Origin of the sequence: Mucilaginibacter sp. AK015 (assembly GCF_014200785.1) — a bacterium.
GTDB lineage: Bacteria > Bacteroidota > Bacteroidia > Sphingobacteriales > Sphingobacteriaceae > Mucilaginibacter.
Genome location: NZ_JACHCV010000001.1, coordinates 496,780 through 512,253, shown reverse-complemented (window position 1 = coordinate 512,253; position 15,474 = coordinate 496,780). Strand labels below are relative to the sequence as shown.

The window sequence follows — 15,474 nt, the reverse complement described above, 5'->3', positions numbered from 1 at the left end:
ACCTGTTAATACTTACCGCGTTGATTAGTTTTAAAGACCATTTTGCCCAAACTTTGACAAGGCACCTTTGGCTTTATGCTTTTCTGTTCATTCTTTTTTCGTGCGAAAAAAAGAATACCGATAACGGCAACTACTCCGACGAATATTTGGCTATACAGGCCCAGGCCGATAAAATATGGGCACAAAATGACGCGGACCGTAGCCTGCATTTTATGGATTCGGCATTCCATCGTTTACCAAATCCTACTATTAACGATAGATTTAGATATTACGCATTTAATTACATCCATTACCAAAAACTAAAAAACGATTACAATAAAGGACTGGTATATGCCGATAGCATGCTGGCAATGGCTAACAGGAGTGTTAACCCCAAACAGTACTCTATGAATTATGCTGAAGCCAACTTTGCCCGCGGCGATGCGTTTTTTGAGTTAAAGCAATATACTGATGCCTATCAGTCATATTATCAGGGGTACCTTACGGGTAAAAATTATGTAAACCTGCGCGCCCTTGCGGATTACACCTATCGTATGGGTATGATCATGTATAAAAAAGGCCATTATAAGCTTGCCGCCAATTACTTTAAAGATAGCTATAAAACCGCCGGAGCCGAAGCGGGCAGCAAGCCTGATTTTGTAAGCTTTTACCGCAGACAGGAACTTTTAGACAATATAGGGTTGAGCTATAAACATAATAACGAAAACGACAGCGCTATTATTTATTTTAACAAGGCCCTTAAACTGATCAACGACAACGCTAAATACTTCCCCGACCGCAAGCTTCACCTGGATATGGCACGGGGTGTAGTGTTTGGTAACAAAGCCGAAACTTATGTACAAAAGGGCCTGAACAACGAAGCTATAGACCTGCTTAAAAAAAGCATAGCTATAAACCTTCAAAAAGGCTATGATAACCGCGATGCCCAACTGTCAGAGGTAAAGCTGGGCCAATTATACCTTAACACCAACCAAACCGATCTGCTATATAACTTGCTGCAAAACTTGCACAACCAGTTAGATTCGGTTAAGAACCCCGATGCCCAGGCCGATTATCATCGGTTATTAGGCAATTACTACGTTAAAAAGAATAACCTTAAAGATGCTATTCAGCATATCCAGCGGTACAATGTGCTAAAAGACTCGATCGCCCAAAGGGCCAGTTTGCTGATGGAAACCGATGTGAACCAGCAATTAGCCAATTATGAAAAACAGCACGAAATTGAAGCGTTAAGTAACGATAATAAACTACAGGTTATTTATTTGTATGTAACCATATTTTTTGCGGCGATGGCGCTGGTGATCATCTTACTTGTGTATCGCAACTGGAAACGCTCTAAAAAAGATGTTCAAACTGTACATATACTTAATGGCCAGATAAACCAGCAAAATGCTATTTTAGAAAAAGCGCTTGCCGAACTGGAAAAAAGCAGCCAGGAAAAAGACCGTATTTTACGCACCGTAGCGCATGACCTGCGCAACCCTATCGGAGGCATAGCGTCATTAACATCAATGATGGCCGATGATGAATACACCGAAGAACAAAAAGAATTGATAAACCTGGTCAAAGAAACATCTATCAACTCGCTTGAATTAATAAACGAGATACTGGAAGCTACCAATATGGCCTCGGTTGAGCTAAACCTGCAAAACGTTGAGATTAATTCGCTGGTTAGCAACAGTGTAGAGTTATTGAGGTTTAAGGCTGCAGAAAAAGGACAAACCATTTTGCTGGAAACCATGGAAAAGCAGCAGGACCTTTACATAAGCAGGGAGAAAATATGGCGGGTTATCAGCAACCTTATCAGCAATGCCATTAAATTTAGTCCAACCGGCGGCACCATCCATGTAAAGGTTGCAGAGCATAGCGGTAAAATTATAATAGCGGTTAAAGATAATGGTATTGGCATACCAGATAAACTTAAAGATCAGGTTTTCAACATGTTCACCAGCGCACAAAGGCCTGGCACTTCGGGCGAAAAGTCATTTGGCCTGGGCCTTTCGATATGCCGGCAGATCATGGAAAAACATAACGGCAAAATATGGTTTGAGAGTAATGCCAATGTAGGCACAACCTTTTTTATCAGCCTGCGGGTTACGCCAATTAACGCCCCCGCAAACCTACCCCAGCAATTGAGCGAACCAACGGCCTGATGCTTTGATAATACGCCGTTGCGTTTCAAAATCAACGTGTACAAGTCCAAAACGGGGGTGGTAGCCTTCGGCCCACTCAAAGTTGTCGGTCAATGTCCACACAAAGTATCCATATACCTTACATCCTTCCTGCTTTGCTTTCAAAACCTGCTGTAAGTGAGTTTGCAAATACTTTGTCCGCTTAGGGTCGTCTACCCTGCCATCCACAACAGCATCCGGGAAAGCTGCGCCATTTTCGGTTACAATGATTTTTTTTATCTGCGGATAAGCGTCAAACTTTTTTAGCATGTGGTAAATTGCGGGCGGGTGCACCTCCCATTTCATATCGGTTAGCTCAACATTGCGCTTTTCGGCCTTTACCAGGCTGGCACCTATATAGGGCGTAAAAAAGGAATACTTAACAATTTCGCGAGTGTAATTCTGTATACCAATAAAATCAAAATCAAAGCGCATATCGGCGGCATCGCCAGGTTGTATATATTTATCAATTCCTTTTAACGCGGAAATTTCTTCTGTAGGATAACCCAGGCCCAAAATTGGCTCTATGAAAAGGCGGTTTATTAAAACATCAGCACGTTTGGCTGCATCAATATGCCGGGGTTTATCGGCATAGGGCTCGATATGCGAGCAGGAAAACGTGTTGCCGATGTGGGCGCCTGGGCATATCTTTCGCAAAGCCCTTGCACCCGCAACTATACTTAAAACCACATGATGAACTGCCGGCAAAAAATTACGCAACCCACGCCTGCCGGGGGCGTGTATACCTAAAAAATAACCGGCGCCGGTAAATACGGCGGGCTCGTTCATAACCATCCAGTTTTTTACACGGTCGCCAAAGTTTTTAGCGCATATTTCGGCGAAGTTGCTAAACCACCCTACTATATCGCGGTTTGTCCAGCCGCCTTTGTCTTCAAGGGCCTGCGGCAGGTCCCAATGGTAAATGGTTATCCAGGGTTCAACACCCTGCGTAAGGCAATAATTAATTACGTTGTTGTAATAATCTATCCCCGCCTGGTTAACCTCTCCGGTACCATTTGGCAAAATACGGCTCCAACTGATAGAAAAACGAAAATTAGGGATGTTAAGCGTTTTAACCAGGTCGATATCCTCGGTATATCGATTATAAAAATCGCAGGCGATAGTTGGGTTATGGCCATTTAAGACACGGCCCCTTTTGCGGGTAAAAGTGTCCCATATCGAAGGGCCTTTTCCATCGGCATCGCACGATCCTTCTATCTGCAGGGCAGCTGTGGATACCCCCCAGGCAAAATCATCGCCAAAAAGTTGTTTAGTGAGTACTATATCCGGATTAACTACGTCCATCATTTTGAGCTGATACAACGCCCAAAATGTGCATTATTATTGTATAAAGAAAGCATTACAATAAAAAACTTAATGCATAAAAGACGAACGCATGCTTTTTAAAAACATCCATTCGCGCAGGTCGCTTATTATGGCGGCCAGTTTTTTGATGATATTCATGGGTGTTTGGTTAATGTTTATTCAAATATAGCGCGGGTGTGTTTAGTTATAATAATTGCGAGGTTATGTAATTGTTAACATTGCCCGGGTTTTTAAGTTTGTGCCTTTACAATGTAAATTTTTCCAATCGCCTGCACATTTGCGCTATATAGCGCAAATGTATTATGAAATAAATGCAGTATGCGTATTTTTACTGCCGATGAAAAGCTATTTTATCCGCCTGCTTAACTACGACCATGTTGCCAGCAGCAAAATAAGCCACCTGATATTGCAAAGCGGCCAAACCGGCAAGCCTTTACAACTGATGGCCCACATGCTTGCGGCGCAGCAAATCTGGCTTAAGCGTTGCAAAGGGTTGCCCGCTCCCGGAGGGCCGTTGTGGCCTGCTTGGGCTGCCAGCGAGCTTGGGGCTATCATCGATGAAAACCATACGGAGTGGATAAGCTATCTGGAAACATTGCAACCACCGGATTTTGATGCCGTTGTTACCTATCAAAATTTAAAAGGTATAACCTACCATGATAAATTGAGTGATATATTGGCACATTTAATAAACCATGGCACCCACCACAGGGCGCAGGCCGGTGTATATCTTAAATTGGCCGGTGCCGATTTACCGGTAACCGATTATATTTTTTACGCGCGTGATTTAAATCAAACACCATCATCATAAAATGAAAAAAATTATTGCCGCTTTATGCGTAAGCTTTGTGCTGTTTAGCTGCACAGATAAAAAGAAACAGGAAACAGACCTGTTTAACGAAGTAATAAAAGTGCACGACCGGGTGATGGAAAAGGAAAACCTGATCATGATCAACAAAATGCAGCTTGATACTTTGATAAAGGCGAATATATCGGCACCGGTAACGGATAGCGCAAAACTCCACATCACCGAATTGGATAGTGCCGATTCACGCATGGAAAACTGGATGCACAGTTTCGACGCGGAAAATAAAGGTAAAAGCCATGACGAGATAATGACCTACCTTACCGCCGAAAAGAAAAAAATTGATGCTATTGACAGTAATTTCAACATTGTTGTGGCAAATGCAAGTAAGTTTATCAAACAAAATAAAACCAAATGAAAAAAATAGCTGCGGCGCTATTGGTAGCCATTGCCTTAGCCGGTTGTAAATTTAACGATGCGGGTAAACCCAAGTTGCCGATATTGGGCAACCGCGATGCAGTAAGCAAAACCGTTAATGGTAAACAGGTTACAGATACCATATACCACACCATTCCCGACTTTAAATTTGTGAACCAGTACGGAGATACCATAACACAAAACAGTCTTAAAGGGGACATTTACGTGGCCGACTTTTTTTTCACTACCTGCCCTTCTATATGCCCTATTATGCATCGCAATATGCTAAAGGTATATAGTGGATTTAAGAACGTGCCTGACTTTAAGATCATATCCCACACCATCGACCCTAAACACGACACCGTTGCCGTTCTGAAAAAATATGCCGATAAATTGGGTATCAGCGGCAACAACTGGTGGCTGCTTCAGGGCGATAAAGATAAAACCTACAATATATCGCAGGATTACCTGGTTAAACGCCCCGGCCCCGACGCTAAACAAATTTTTGTGCACGATGGCTACTTTGTACTTGTAGATAAACAAAAGCGTATCCGCGGCATGTACGATGGCACCAGCGAAAAGGAAGTAAGCGCGATGATAGCCGACATCAAGACGTTGCGCGCAGAGGTTAACACCGAGATAGCCCAATAATGAAATTAAAGGTAATTGTGTTTATATCCCTTATAATTGGCGTAATAACTGCGTCGTGCCAAAGCGAGGCCGAACTGGATTTTAAGCGGTACTATACCGGCGGCGCTTTAATTTATAAAGAAAAATGCCAGAATTGCCACGGTGCCAACGGCGAAGGGCTGTCAAACCTGATACCGCCCCTTACTGATACCGCTTACCTGAAAAAGAATAAACCTCAACTGGGTTGTTTTGTAAAATATGGCATAAAAGAAACCATTTTAACCGTGAACGGCAGGGCTTATGAAGGTGCTATGCCTGCCAATATTGATATGCCATCTATAGACATCGCCAAAGTGCTCACTTTTATGGGTAACTCGTTCGGCAACAAAATGGGTACTATTACCGGCGAGGATGTCGATGCCGGTTTGTCAGCATGCAAATAGTTGATAGTTTATAGTCAAGCTACGATAAACTATTATCTGTCAACTCCCGGGAAATACTTACCTTTATGCCCGCAAAACGTTCTATCGCTTCAGGCTTGTACTGAAGAGGAAAGTCCGGGCAACGCAGAGCATCCTGCTTCCTAACAGGAAGGCGCCCGCAGCGGGCGACAGCCAGTGCCACAGAGAATATACCGCTCATATCCCGATAGCTATCGGGGCATGAGTAAGGGTGAAAACGTGAGGTAAGAGCTCACGGCTTTTCCGGGCGACCGGAATTGCGGTAAACCTCAGGAGTTGAAAAACCAAATAGGTTCTGAAAGCGGTGCTGCTCGCATCCGTGTCCTTCGGGATCGTCAGAATGGGTAGGTTGATAGATCCTGCCGGCAACGGCAGGACCAGATTAATGATAGAAGCTCTTACAAGAGTACAAAACCCGGCTTACAGATTTGCTGCTGTGAAAACCCCCGTAAAGGGGGTTTTTTGTTAATAAAAACACGCGAAAAAGTGCGAAGCGATCTGCGAGGGATAATAATGCATGGCCGGTTGTTTATTGGTCTTGGTATTTAATTCTTACCGCCGCTACGACGTGGCAGTGAAAAAAGTGTGCGTAATACTATACAATTTTATATATTAGCCGCTCAAACATTCTACCCTTTTTTCAGTTTAAGAAACACATGGCAAAAATTTTAATAATTGATGACGAGCGGGCAATACGCAACACCCTGCGTGAGATATTAGAGTATGAAGATTACATTGTTGAAGATGTTGACAACGGTGTAGACGGCCTTGAACTTATAGGTAAAAACGACTACGACCTGGTGCTATGCGATATTAAAATGAACCGCATGGATGGTATGGAGGTGCTTACCGAAGGCCTTGCCCTAAGGCCCGACCTGCCGTTCATCATGATCTCCGGACACGGTACGGTTGAAACCGCTGTTGAGGCCAGCAAAAAAGGCGCGTTCGATTTTATATCCAAACCGCCTGATCTAAACCGCCTGCTGATAACCGTTCGTAACGCCCTTGACAGGGGAAGCCTGGTTGTTGAAGCCAAGGTACTGAAGCGTAAAGTTTCAAAGGTGCGCCCTATATTAGGGGAATCGCAGGCTATTGTTAAGATCAAGGAAACTATCGACCGCGTGGGGCCCACCGACGCCCGGGTATTGATTACCGGGGCCAATGGCAGCGGTAAAGAGCTTGTAGCACGCTGGCTGCACGAAAAGTCAAACCGGTCAAACGGCCCTATCATCGAGGTTAACTGCGCGGCGATTCCATCAGAGTTGATCGAAAGTGAACTTTTTGGGCACGAAAAGGGATCGTTCACCTCTGCCATAAAACAACGTATCGGTAAGTTTGAAAGTGCCAATGGCGGCACACTTTTCCTGGATGAGATCGGCGACATGAGCCAGTCGGCACAGGCTAAAGTTTTGCGCGCCCTGCAGGAAAGCAAAATTACCCGTGTAGGCGGCGAAAAGGAAATTGACGTGGATGTTCGGGTAGTTGCTGCAACCAATAAAGATCTGCTAAAAGAGATTGAGGCGGGTAATTTCCGTATGGACTTATACCATCGTCTGAGCGTTATCCTGATACATGTACCGCCGCTTATAGAGCGCCGTGATGATATTGGTTTGCTTACGCAAAGCTTTTTAGAAGAGATATGCAGCGAATACGGCATGCCGCCTAAAAAGATATCAGATGCCGCTGTTGAGGCACTTAAGGCACTGCCGTGGACGGGTAATATCCGCGAGCTGCGTAATATGGTTGAGCGTTTAATAATACTGAGCGATAAGATCATTACCGATAGTGATGTTAAAGCCTTTGCAAATCCATCCGCACCAGCAGTAGCTACTGCCACCGCAGCCGCGCCGCAAACAGATTTTGACCAGTTTACCAATTTCCAGGAATATAAAGATTATGCCGAACGCGAATACATCAAATTCAAGTTGGAAAAAAACAACTGGAACGTTTCTAAAACCGCCGACGATATTGACATCCAGCGAAGCCACTTATACAGTAAGATAGAGAAATTCGGTTTAAAAAGAGGCGAATAAAAAACTGTGCAGATACAGTACATCGTATCTTTTTAACCAAGATAAATATGATGCCTTCCTGAATGTCAGGGAGGCATTTTTATATGATAAGTGGTCAGGTTAAAACCACACCGTTATGGCAGCTTTATTCTACATTAAGCCGGTTATTTTCAATAAAGTTTTTGATAGCGGCCACCACGCTGCTGTTGCGCTTGTTTAAATCAAGATCGGCAACGGATCTTAAGTATCCGAGTAACTTTTCAGCTTTGGTAATATCCGTTACCGCGAAACCCATAAGCCATTCAGAAAAGTTCTTTTCGGCAATGGGCTCATCAATCAGCTTAATAATATTGGTATGGCGTTGGTCGGCCTGTATCCTGGCGTACAGCGCGTCAATCACGCTATCCTTTCCCTCAATAACTTGTATGAAATTTCCATCAGCATACAGTAAAACACCCGAAATACCAACTGCCGCATTATGCTGCCTGGAATTATGTAAAATATCAAACAGTTGATTTTCGTGCATTAATTTAACGGCTGTACTTAAATAAACAATATTTTTCATCAATTGGGTAAAATGCTGTTTTATAAAATTATTTAGCAAAACTGCGCACAATTCAAATATTAAGCAAATAATTATGCCCAAGGGTTTTCAGGTAAGTAAAAATGATTTATTTTAACCGATAAACTTAATCATGTTTTTAAAACCCGCCAAAATCAACGGTTCTCCATTGCAGGTAAACATTTATGCAGCAATAACGGTATTCTTGGCCTATACCATGATATTCGGGTTTCGTAAATCATTTACAGTGGCCACATTTGATGGTATAACGGTGGCCGGCTACAGTTACAAAACCCTGTTGGTGATCAGTCAGCTGCTGGGTTATATGCTGGCCAAATTTTTTGGTGTAAAGTACATTGCCGAACTAAAACGCAGCGGCCGTGGTGCAGTCATTATGCTGCTTACGGGCATTGCCTGGTTTAGCTGGTTATTTTTTGCATGGGTGCCGGTACCTTATAATATTGTGTTTTTATTTATCAATGGCTTTCCGCTTGGAATGCTGTGGGGAGTGGTTTTTTCTTATATAGAGGGCAGGCGCGGTACCGATTTTATTGGCGCTGCACTGGCTGTAAGTTTTATTTTCGCTTCGGGGTTTGTGCGGTCGGTTGGTGGCTGGCTAATGCTGGCGTTTAATATCACTGAATTTTGGGTGCCTTTTTTCACGGGCCTTGTGTTTGCGACGCCCCTGCTGTTGTTTATTTACCTGATGGAAAAGATCCCTGATCCGGACGCAAGCGACATCACCCACCGAATGGAACGAACCCCCATGAGCAAGGCACAACGGAAAAACTTCGTCCGTGCCTTTTTACCCGGTTTAACGGCTTGCATAGTCATCTATACATTTGCCACCATTTTCAGAGATATCCGCGATAACTTCGGTGCGGAAATGTGGAAAGAAATTGGATTTTTTAATCAGCCGGCAATATTTTCTAAAACAGAAACACCTATTACACTGGTGATACTGGCGCTTATTGGCAGCATGGTGATGATCAGGAACAGCTACCGCGCGTTGATTACCGCGCATATATTTATCGCCTTGGGTTTTTTAATAGCGGGCACCTCCACCCTTATATTTATAAATGGCGCCCTTGCACCCATCTGGTGGATGACCACCGTAGGCCTGGGCCTTTACATGGTTTATATCCCCTTTAACGCTGTTTTTTTTGAAAGGCTTATCGCTACATTCAGGTACGCGGGCAATGTAGGTTTCCTGATTTACCTTGCCGATTCATTTGGCTATATCGGCAGTGTGGGCGTATTGTTCTCAAAAGAAGTATTTAGCGTAAAACTTAATTGGGTTACCTTTTTCAGCAACAGCGTGGTAGCACTATCGGCAGCCGGCTTATTGCTTACCTTGTTTTCTGCGTGGTATTTTGCACGTAAATATCATAAACGGGACATCGCCACTCCCATTGATAATTAAGTACCGCCTTTAGCCTATCTTTGTCTCTTCTTCATCCATACCGCATGATACAGCAAGCCCTCCGCAATCTTAAAATAAGTAATCTTAACCCTATGCAGGAGGCTGCCATTAATGCTGCAGAAAAAGGCGATGTGGTGCTGCTTGCGCCTACCGGTTCGGGCAAAACGCTGGGCTTTTTAATGCCGTTGCTAAACCGGCTAAATGCTGATATTCCAACTGTACAGGTAATGATAATGGTTCCTTCGCGTGAACTTGCCTTGCAGATAGAACAGCTTTTTCGCGGAATGGGCAGCGGCTTTAAGATAAGTTGTTTTTACGGCGGGCACCCGCTTAAAACAGAGTTGAATAGTCTTACGCAGCCACCTTCTGTGATTGTTGGTACACCGGGCCGGATCGCGCATCACATCCGTCGCCAAACCTTTGAGACCGCGGCAATTACAACGTTGATACTGGACGAATTTGACAAGGCGTTAGAGTTTGGTTTTCAGGCAGACATGGCATACATTATCGGCGAGTTACCCATGATAAAAAAACGCATACTTACATCGGCCACAGCAATGGACGAGATACCGTCGTTCGCCGGTGTTAATAACCCGATCAGGCTGAATTACCTGGTCAATGCGGTAACTACTTCAACCCTTAAACAAAAGGTAGTGATATGCGAACCTGCCGACAGGCTCGACGCGCTCTTTGCTCTTATATGCAAAATAGCTGATAAACCAACTTTGATATTTTGCAACCACCGCGAGGCGGTTGACCGCATCAGCGACTTGCTTTACGATAGGGGCCTGCCGCACGATATTTTTCACGGCGGCATGGAGCAGGATGACCGCGAGCGGGCGCTGTTAAAATTCAGGAATGGCAGTCACCATGTATTAATCACCACCGACCTGGCATCTCGCGGGCTGGATATCCCCGAAATAGAGCATGTGGTACATTACCAATTGCCTCATAACCAAGAGGCATTTACGCATCGTAATGGCCGCACGGCGCGGATGCATGCTACCGGTACTTCGTATTTATTGCTTGCCCCCGGCGAAAAACCCGCTTATCTGGATGAAATGCCCGAAGAGGAGGCTTTACCGGTTAAAACAACACTTCCCCCGCTTTCGCCATGGGCCACGGTTTACGTCGCCGCAGGTAAAAAAGATAAAATTAACAAAGTAGATATTGTAGGCCTGCTGCTAAAAAAAGGTGAGCTAGCTAAGGAGGACCTCGGCTTGATCGAAGTGCTGGATCATTCTTCGTACGCAGCCGTTAAGCGAAATCTGATAGAACGGACTGTCGCGTTAGTAAAGAACGAAAAGATAAAAGGCCGCAAGATCAGGATAGATATTTCGAGATAGGAAGCCCCTTGCGATCGTGTGAGTAAATAGCTGAAGGATGGTAAACAATGCGATAAAAAAAATGCCATCCCCGTAAGCAGGATGGCATTTTCAATTAAAGTTCTTTTTTTAAAAAAGCATCTCGGGCGGTGGGGTTACACCTTTTAAGCGCAGGTAAATAGTTGCCTGCCCGCGGTGGTGCGTTTGGTGCTCAAACGCCTTAGCCAATAATACACCACGGGTTGCTTTTCTGGTACCCATGGCAATTTCTTCCTGAAATTGTGCATCAGTCATACCCTGTAAGGTGCTGATGGCAAAATCATAGCTGTCCATTACAGCTTTTGTGGTCGCCTCCTTGGTTTGCGCTACCGTTTTTTCAACCGATACCCCTTTACCCATTGGGCTCTCTTTTCCGCTTGCGGTGGCAATAAAAAAGTAGTTGGCATCCGCTAAGTGTAAAAATTGCTGGGCAAATGTGCGCACTTCGGGTGTTGCTTTAAAACTGAAGCCGTCGGCAGGCATAGCATCAAGATAGGCTTTGGTATAAGCTTTAGCGCGCGTCCACTCGGCAACGGTTTGGTCTTTGGTGATCTGTGCAAAAGCCGAACTCCCGGCCATGATCAATAAGGCAATAACAAATGATAATTTTTTCATAATAAGGTTATTTAAAAGAGTACTAAAGGTAGTGGTTTGCTTTAAATAATCCCCTTTAAAACAATTATTATAATTACAGTTACAAAGCAGATATATTTGAACAAAAGCTTAAGTGCTGATACTGAATGAAGACACGTATATTGTTTGGCACCGTATTGGCAGCAATGCTTGGATTTTCGCGTTGCGATGTACAAAGTAATAAACAAACGGTTAAAGATACTGTCGCAATTATCAATTCGCAAAAACCCAACGGTATCGATAGCAACAAAACTCCCCTTAAAAATATGTTCGGGGTGAATGGCTATGAATGGAATTTTTTGGAAAATCCGGCCGCTCCCAACGACCGAAGCCATATTTATGAGGCAAACATGGCGCTCATTAAAAGCTTCAGCGCCGTAAGGCACTATCTTAACTGGAACAAACTGGAAAACACCCCGGGTAATTATACCTATAACCCCACCAATAATGGCAGCTGGTACTACGATGTAATTTACAGTCGCTGCAAGCAGGAGGGCATAATGGTTTTGGCCGACATCAAAAACCTGCCTGTTTGGATGATGAACACCTACCCTGCCGATGAACGCGACGACGAGAATGTACCTGCAAATTATGGGGGTGACCGTTCGCTGCCTGCATCGTATGTTGTACAAGCGCGTACCGCTTTTCAGTTTGCTGCACGGTACGGTTCAAATGCCAACGTAAACCCTTCGCTGGTAAAGGTTGACAATCGGGCCCGTTGGACCAACGACGCTGTAAACAATGTTAAAATTGGCCTGGGACTTATAAAATATATAGAATGCGGCAACGAGCCTGACCGCTGGTGGAAAGGCGATAAAGCAACCCAAACCCCCGAGGAGTATGCGGCCAATATGTCGGCCTTTTACGACGGGCATAAAGGTACGCTGGGCAATAACGCCGGGGTAAAAACAGCTGACCCGAATATGATCGTAGTAATGGGCGGGCTGGCTACCGCCGATGTTAGCTACGTGCAGCGGATGATAAAATGGTGCAAAGTTAATCGCGGCCTTAAAGCAGACGGTAGCATAAACCTATGTTTCGATGTTATCAATTACCACCTTTATGCAAACGACGGCGATATTTTTACCCATCAGCGCGCATCCACTGGTGTTGCGCCCGAGCTTACCATTTCGGGAAAGGTAGCAGATGATTTTGTAAGATTGGCAAACGGGCTAAAGAATAAACCAGAGGTTTGGGTAACCGAAACAGGCTACGATATAAATCAGCAAAGTTATCAGCACGCGCCACCAATAGGTAATAAAAGCCCATTGATAACCCAGGCTGACTGGGTTCTGCGTTCATCGTTAATGTATGCCCGCCATGGTATTAAACGACTGTTCTTTTACCAGTTGTTTGATGCCACACCCAATGATCCTGAGCAATATGCTACATCCGGTCTGGCCGAAGGTACAAAACGCCGCCCCGCTGCCGATTATATAGTGCAAACAACAACGTTGATGGGAAATTATATTTATAAAGGCACCATTAATGCCGACCCGCTGGTAGACAAATATCAACAGGGTAATAACATAATATATGTGCTTACCGTGCCTGAGCAGAAAGGGCGTACCGCTGATTATATTTTAGACCTTGGCAATGCTAAACACGCCACAATTTATACCCTTAAACCCGGCGCCGATACCATGCACAGCAATCGCGTGAGCACGGTAAAGGGCAAGGTAACTGTTAAAGCTACCGAAACGCCGGTTTTTGTGCAGGCGGCCCCGTAAGTAAACTTGTTTAGTATCCTTATACCTAATTGATAAGTAGATACCAATTTATCCGCTTAAAAAGTTATTTTTGCGCTTGAATGAAGCACATACGTAATTTTTGTATCATAGCACACATTGACCACGGCAAAAGCACCCTTGCCGATAGGTTATTAGAATATACCAATACCATTACCCAGCGCGAAAGTCAGGCGCAATTGCTTGACGATATGGACCTGGAGCGCGAACGCGGCATTACCATTAAAAGCCACGCTATACAAATGGATTATGAGTTGGACGGGCAAAAGTATATCCTGAACCTGATAGACACCCCCGGTCACGTCGACTTTTCGTACGAGGTATCGCGCTCAATAGCAGCCTGCGAGGGTGCATTGCTTATTGTGGATGCCGCACAGGGCATACAGGCGCAAACTATATCCAACCTGTACCTGGCGTTAGAGAATGACCTGGAAATTATCCCGGTACTCAACAAAATGGACCTGCCTGGTGCCATGCCCGAAGAAGTTAAAGACCAGATTGTTGACCTGATAGGCTGCAAACGTGAAGAGATTTTAGCTGCATCGGGCAAAACGGGCTTGGGCGTGCATGATATTTTGCGCGCCATTGTAGAGCGTGTACCCGCCCCTGTCGGCGATCCCGCCGCACCGCTGCAGGCATTAATATTCGACTCGGTATTTAATTCTTTCCGCGGCATCATCGCTTATTTTAAAGTGGTTAACGGCGAGATCAAAAAAGGCGACAAGGTAAAATTTGTAGCTACCGAAAAGGAATACATCGCCGATGAAGTGGGTACGCTAAAGCTTAAACAATTACCAAAAGATGTTATAAAGACCGGCGATGTGGGTTACATCATTTCTGGTATAAAAGAAGCGCGTGAAGTAAAGGTTGGCGACACCATCACCACTATCGACCGCCCTTGCGAGCAGGGCATACAAGGCTTTGAAGAGGTAAAGCCGATGGTGTTTGCAGGCATCTACCCGGTTGATACCGAGGATTACGAAGAGCTGCGCGAATCAATGGCAAAGTTGCAGCTAAACGACGCATCACTGGTATTTGAACCGGAATCATCTGCAGCGTTAGGCTTCGGCTTTCGCTGCGGTTTCCTGGGAATGCTGCACATGGAGATCATTCAGGAGCGTTTGGAGCGCGAGTTTAACATGACGGTGATCACCACCGTGCCAAACGTATCATACATAGCGCACGATACCAAAGGCAAGGAACTGCTGGTGAACAACCCCTCGGACCTGCCCGATCCAAGCAAGATCGATTTTGTAGAGGAGCCCTTTATTAAAGCTACTATTATTACAAAGTCCGACTTCGTAGGCCCGGTAATGTCACTTTGTATACAAAAGCGGGGTATGATCGTCAATCAATCGTACCTTACCTCCGACCGTGTGGAACTGGTTTTTGAAATGCCGATGGGCGAGATCGTATTCGATTTTTATGATAAGCTGAAAACCATTTCAAAAGGTTATGCCTCGTTTGATTATCACCAGATAGGCTATCGCCAGAGCGACCTGGTAAAGCTGGATATACGCTTAAATGCCGAACCTGTGGATGCGCTTTCATCCCTTATCCACCGCAGTAATTCTTACGATTTTGGCAAAAAGATCTGCGAAAAACTGAAAGAGCTTTTACCACGCCAGCAATTCGAGATCATTATACAAGCATCTATCGGCGCCAAGATCATTGCCCGCGAAACGGTTAAGGCAATGCGTAAGGATGTTACCGCCAAATGTTATGGTGGTGATATATCGCGTAAGCGTAAACTATTAGAGAAACAAAAAGCCGGTAAAAAACGCATGCGCCAGGTGGGTAACGTGGAGATACCGCAGAGTGCGTTTATGGCGGTATTGAAGTTAGATTAAGCCGCCCAGCCCCTAAAGGGGGAGCTTTTGAAAAGCATTCGGGATTGGGTATTATATAAACATACAAACTAT

The 15,474-nt window shown here is 44.7% G+C and carries 13 protein-coding genes and 1 other RNA gene; 11 read left to right on the top strand and 3 right to left on the bottom strand.

The features are described 5' to 3' along the window. Positions 1–20 precede the first annotated feature (20 nt). Positions 21–2,153 carry a HAMP domain-containing sensor histidine kinase gene (locus tag HDC91_RS02130; RefSeq protein WP_183548042.1) on the top strand — a complete coding sequence of 711 codons (2,133 nt, stop codon included), beginning with the start codon at positions 21–23 and terminating at the stop codon, positions 2,151–2,153. Here HDC91_RS02130 and HDC91_RS02125 read toward each other — a convergent pair. Further along, positions 2,121–3,479, bottom strand: a complete 1,359-nt coding sequence (locus HDC91_RS02125; RefSeq protein ID WP_255476639.1) for a GH1 family beta-glucosidase — start codon at positions 3,477–3,479, stop codon at positions 2,121–2,123. The two genes, HDC91_RS02130 and HDC91_RS02125, sit on opposite strands and share 33 nt — an antisense overlap. A gap of 355 nt (positions 3,480–3,834) precedes the next feature. Here HDC91_RS02125 and HDC91_RS02120 point away from each other — a divergent pair, with 355 nt between their 5' ends. From HDC91_RS02120 to HDC91_RS02095, 6 genes are all read left to right on the top strand, one after another. Beyond that, entirely contained in the window at positions 3,835–4,308 is a 474-nt protein-coding gene (locus tag HDC91_RS02120) for a DinB family protein (RefSeq protein WP_183548040.1), read from the top strand. Between the two features lies 1 nt (position 4,309). Then, positions 4,310–4,720: a hypothetical protein gene (locus HDC91_RS02115; protein ID WP_183548038.1), complete on the top strand. Its 411-nt coding sequence runs from the start codon at positions 4,310–4,312 to the stop codon at positions 4,718–4,720. Further along, the gene (locus tag HDC91_RS02110; protein ID WP_183548036.1) at positions 4,717–5,370 is read left to right on the top strand and encodes an SCO family protein; all 654 of its coding nucleotides are present in this window, start codon (positions 4,717–4,719) and stop codon (positions 5,368–5,370) included. The genes HDC91_RS02115 and HDC91_RS02110 overlap by 4 nt, the downstream gene beginning before the upstream one ends. Beyond that, positions 5,370–5,792, top strand: a complete 423-nt coding sequence (locus tag HDC91_RS02105) for a cytochrome c (protein WP_183548034.1) — start codon at positions 5,370–5,372, stop codon at positions 5,790–5,792. Before HDC91_RS02110 ends, HDC91_RS02105 begins: the two co-directional genes overlap by 1 nt. Positions 5,793–5,860: 68 nt before the next feature. Continuing rightward, positions 5,861–6,249: RNase P RNA component class A (rnpB, locus tag HDC91_RS02100), an RNA gene on the top strand. Positions 6,250–6,466: 217 nt separating this feature from the next. Then, positions 6,467–7,843, top strand: coding sequence for a sigma-54 dependent transcriptional regulator (locus HDC91_RS02095; protein WP_183548032.1), 1,377 nt, complete (start codon positions 6,467–6,469; stop codon positions 7,841–7,843). Between the two features lie 124 nt (positions 7,844–7,967). On the opposite strand, the gene HDC91_RS02090 is transcribed toward HDC91_RS02095, so the two are convergent. Beyond that, positions 7,968–8,387 carry a BLUF domain-containing protein gene (locus HDC91_RS02090; protein WP_183548030.1) on the bottom strand — a complete coding sequence of 140 codons (420 nt, stop codon included), beginning with the start codon at positions 8,385–8,387 and terminating at the stop codon, positions 7,968–7,970. A 130-nt stretch (positions 8,388–8,517) separates the two neighbouring features. Between HDC91_RS02090 and HDC91_RS02085 the strand changes: the two genes are divergently transcribed. After that, a complete protein-coding gene (locus HDC91_RS02085) occupies positions 8,518–9,807 on the top strand; it encodes a DUF5690 family protein (protein WP_183548028.1) in 1,290 nt (429 codons plus the stop codon). Between the two features lie 44 nt (positions 9,808–9,851). Beyond that, the gene (locus HDC91_RS02080) at positions 9,852–11,153 is read left to right on the top strand and encodes a DEAD/DEAH box helicase (RefSeq protein ID WP_183548026.1); all 1,302 of its coding nucleotides are present in this window, start codon (positions 9,852–9,854) and stop codon (positions 11,151–11,153) included. Between the two features lie 108 nt (positions 11,154–11,261). Here HDC91_RS02080 and HDC91_RS02075 read toward each other — a convergent pair whose 3' ends face one another. Next, entirely contained in the window at positions 11,262–11,786 is a 525-nt protein-coding gene (locus HDC91_RS02075) for a DinB family protein (protein ID WP_183548024.1), read from the bottom strand. Positions 11,787–11,911: 125 nt separating this feature from the next. Between HDC91_RS02075 and HDC91_RS02070 the strand changes: the two genes are divergently transcribed. After that, on the top strand, positions 11,912–13,534 hold the full coding sequence (locus tag HDC91_RS02070; RefSeq protein WP_183548023.1) for a hypothetical protein: 1,623 nt from the start codon (positions 11,912–11,914) through the stop codon (positions 13,532–13,534). 80 nt (positions 13,535–13,614) lie between these two features. After that, the gene (gene lepA / locus HDC91_RS02065; RefSeq protein WP_183548021.1) at positions 13,615–15,402 is read left to right on the top strand and encodes a translation elongation factor 4; all 1,788 of its coding nucleotides are present in this window, start codon (positions 13,615–13,617) and stop codon (positions 15,400–15,402) included. Positions 15,403–15,474: the final 72 nt, after the last annotated feature.

What these genes read in the sequence shown, in the direction of transcription:
- HDC91_RS02125 (WP_255476639.1), bottom strand. Translation starts at nt 3,479, where the DNA reads ATGATGGACGTAGTTAATCCGGATATAGTACTCACTAAACAACTTTTT.
- HDC91_RS02120 (WP_183548040.1), top strand. Translation starts at nt 3,835, where the DNA reads ATGAAAAGCTATTTTATCCGCCTGCTTAACTACGACCATGTTGCCAGC.
- HDC91_RS02115 (WP_183548038.1), top strand. Translation starts at nt 4,310, where the DNA reads ATGAAAAAAATTATTGCCGCTTTATGCGTAAGCTTTGTGCTGTTTAGC.
- HDC91_RS02110 (WP_183548036.1), top strand. Translation starts at nt 4,717, where the DNA reads ATGAAAAAAATAGCTGCGGCGCTATTGGTAGCCATTGCCTTAGCCGGT.
- HDC91_RS02105 (WP_183548034.1), top strand. Translation starts at nt 5,370, where the DNA reads ATGAAATTAAAGGTAATTGTGTTTATATCCCTTATAATTGGCGTAATA.
- HDC91_RS02095 (WP_183548032.1), top strand. Translation starts at nt 6,467, where the DNA reads ATGGCAAAAATTTTAATAATTGATGACGAGCGGGCAATACGCAACACC.
- HDC91_RS02090 (WP_183548030.1), bottom strand. Translation starts at nt 8,387, where the DNA reads ATGAAAAATATTGTTTATTTAAGTACAGCCGTTAAATTAATGCACGAA.
- HDC91_RS02085 (WP_183548028.1), top strand. Translation starts at nt 8,518, where the DNA reads ATGTTTTTAAAACCCGCCAAAATCAACGGTTCTCCATTGCAGGTAAAC.
- HDC91_RS02080 (WP_183548026.1), top strand. Translation starts at nt 9,852, where the DNA reads ATGATACAGCAAGCCCTCCGCAATCTTAAAATAAGTAATCTTAACCCT.
- HDC91_RS02075 (WP_183548024.1), bottom strand. Translation starts at nt 11,786, where the DNA reads ATGAAAAAATTATCATTTGTTATTGCCTTATTGATCATGGCCGGGAGT.
- HDC91_RS02070 (WP_183548023.1), top strand. Translation starts at nt 11,912, where the DNA reads ATGAAGACACGTATATTGTTTGGCACCGTATTGGCAGCAATGCTTGGA.
- lepA (WP_183548021.1), top strand. Translation starts at nt 13,615, where the DNA reads ATGAAGCACATACGTAATTTTTGTATCATAGCACACATTGACCACGGC.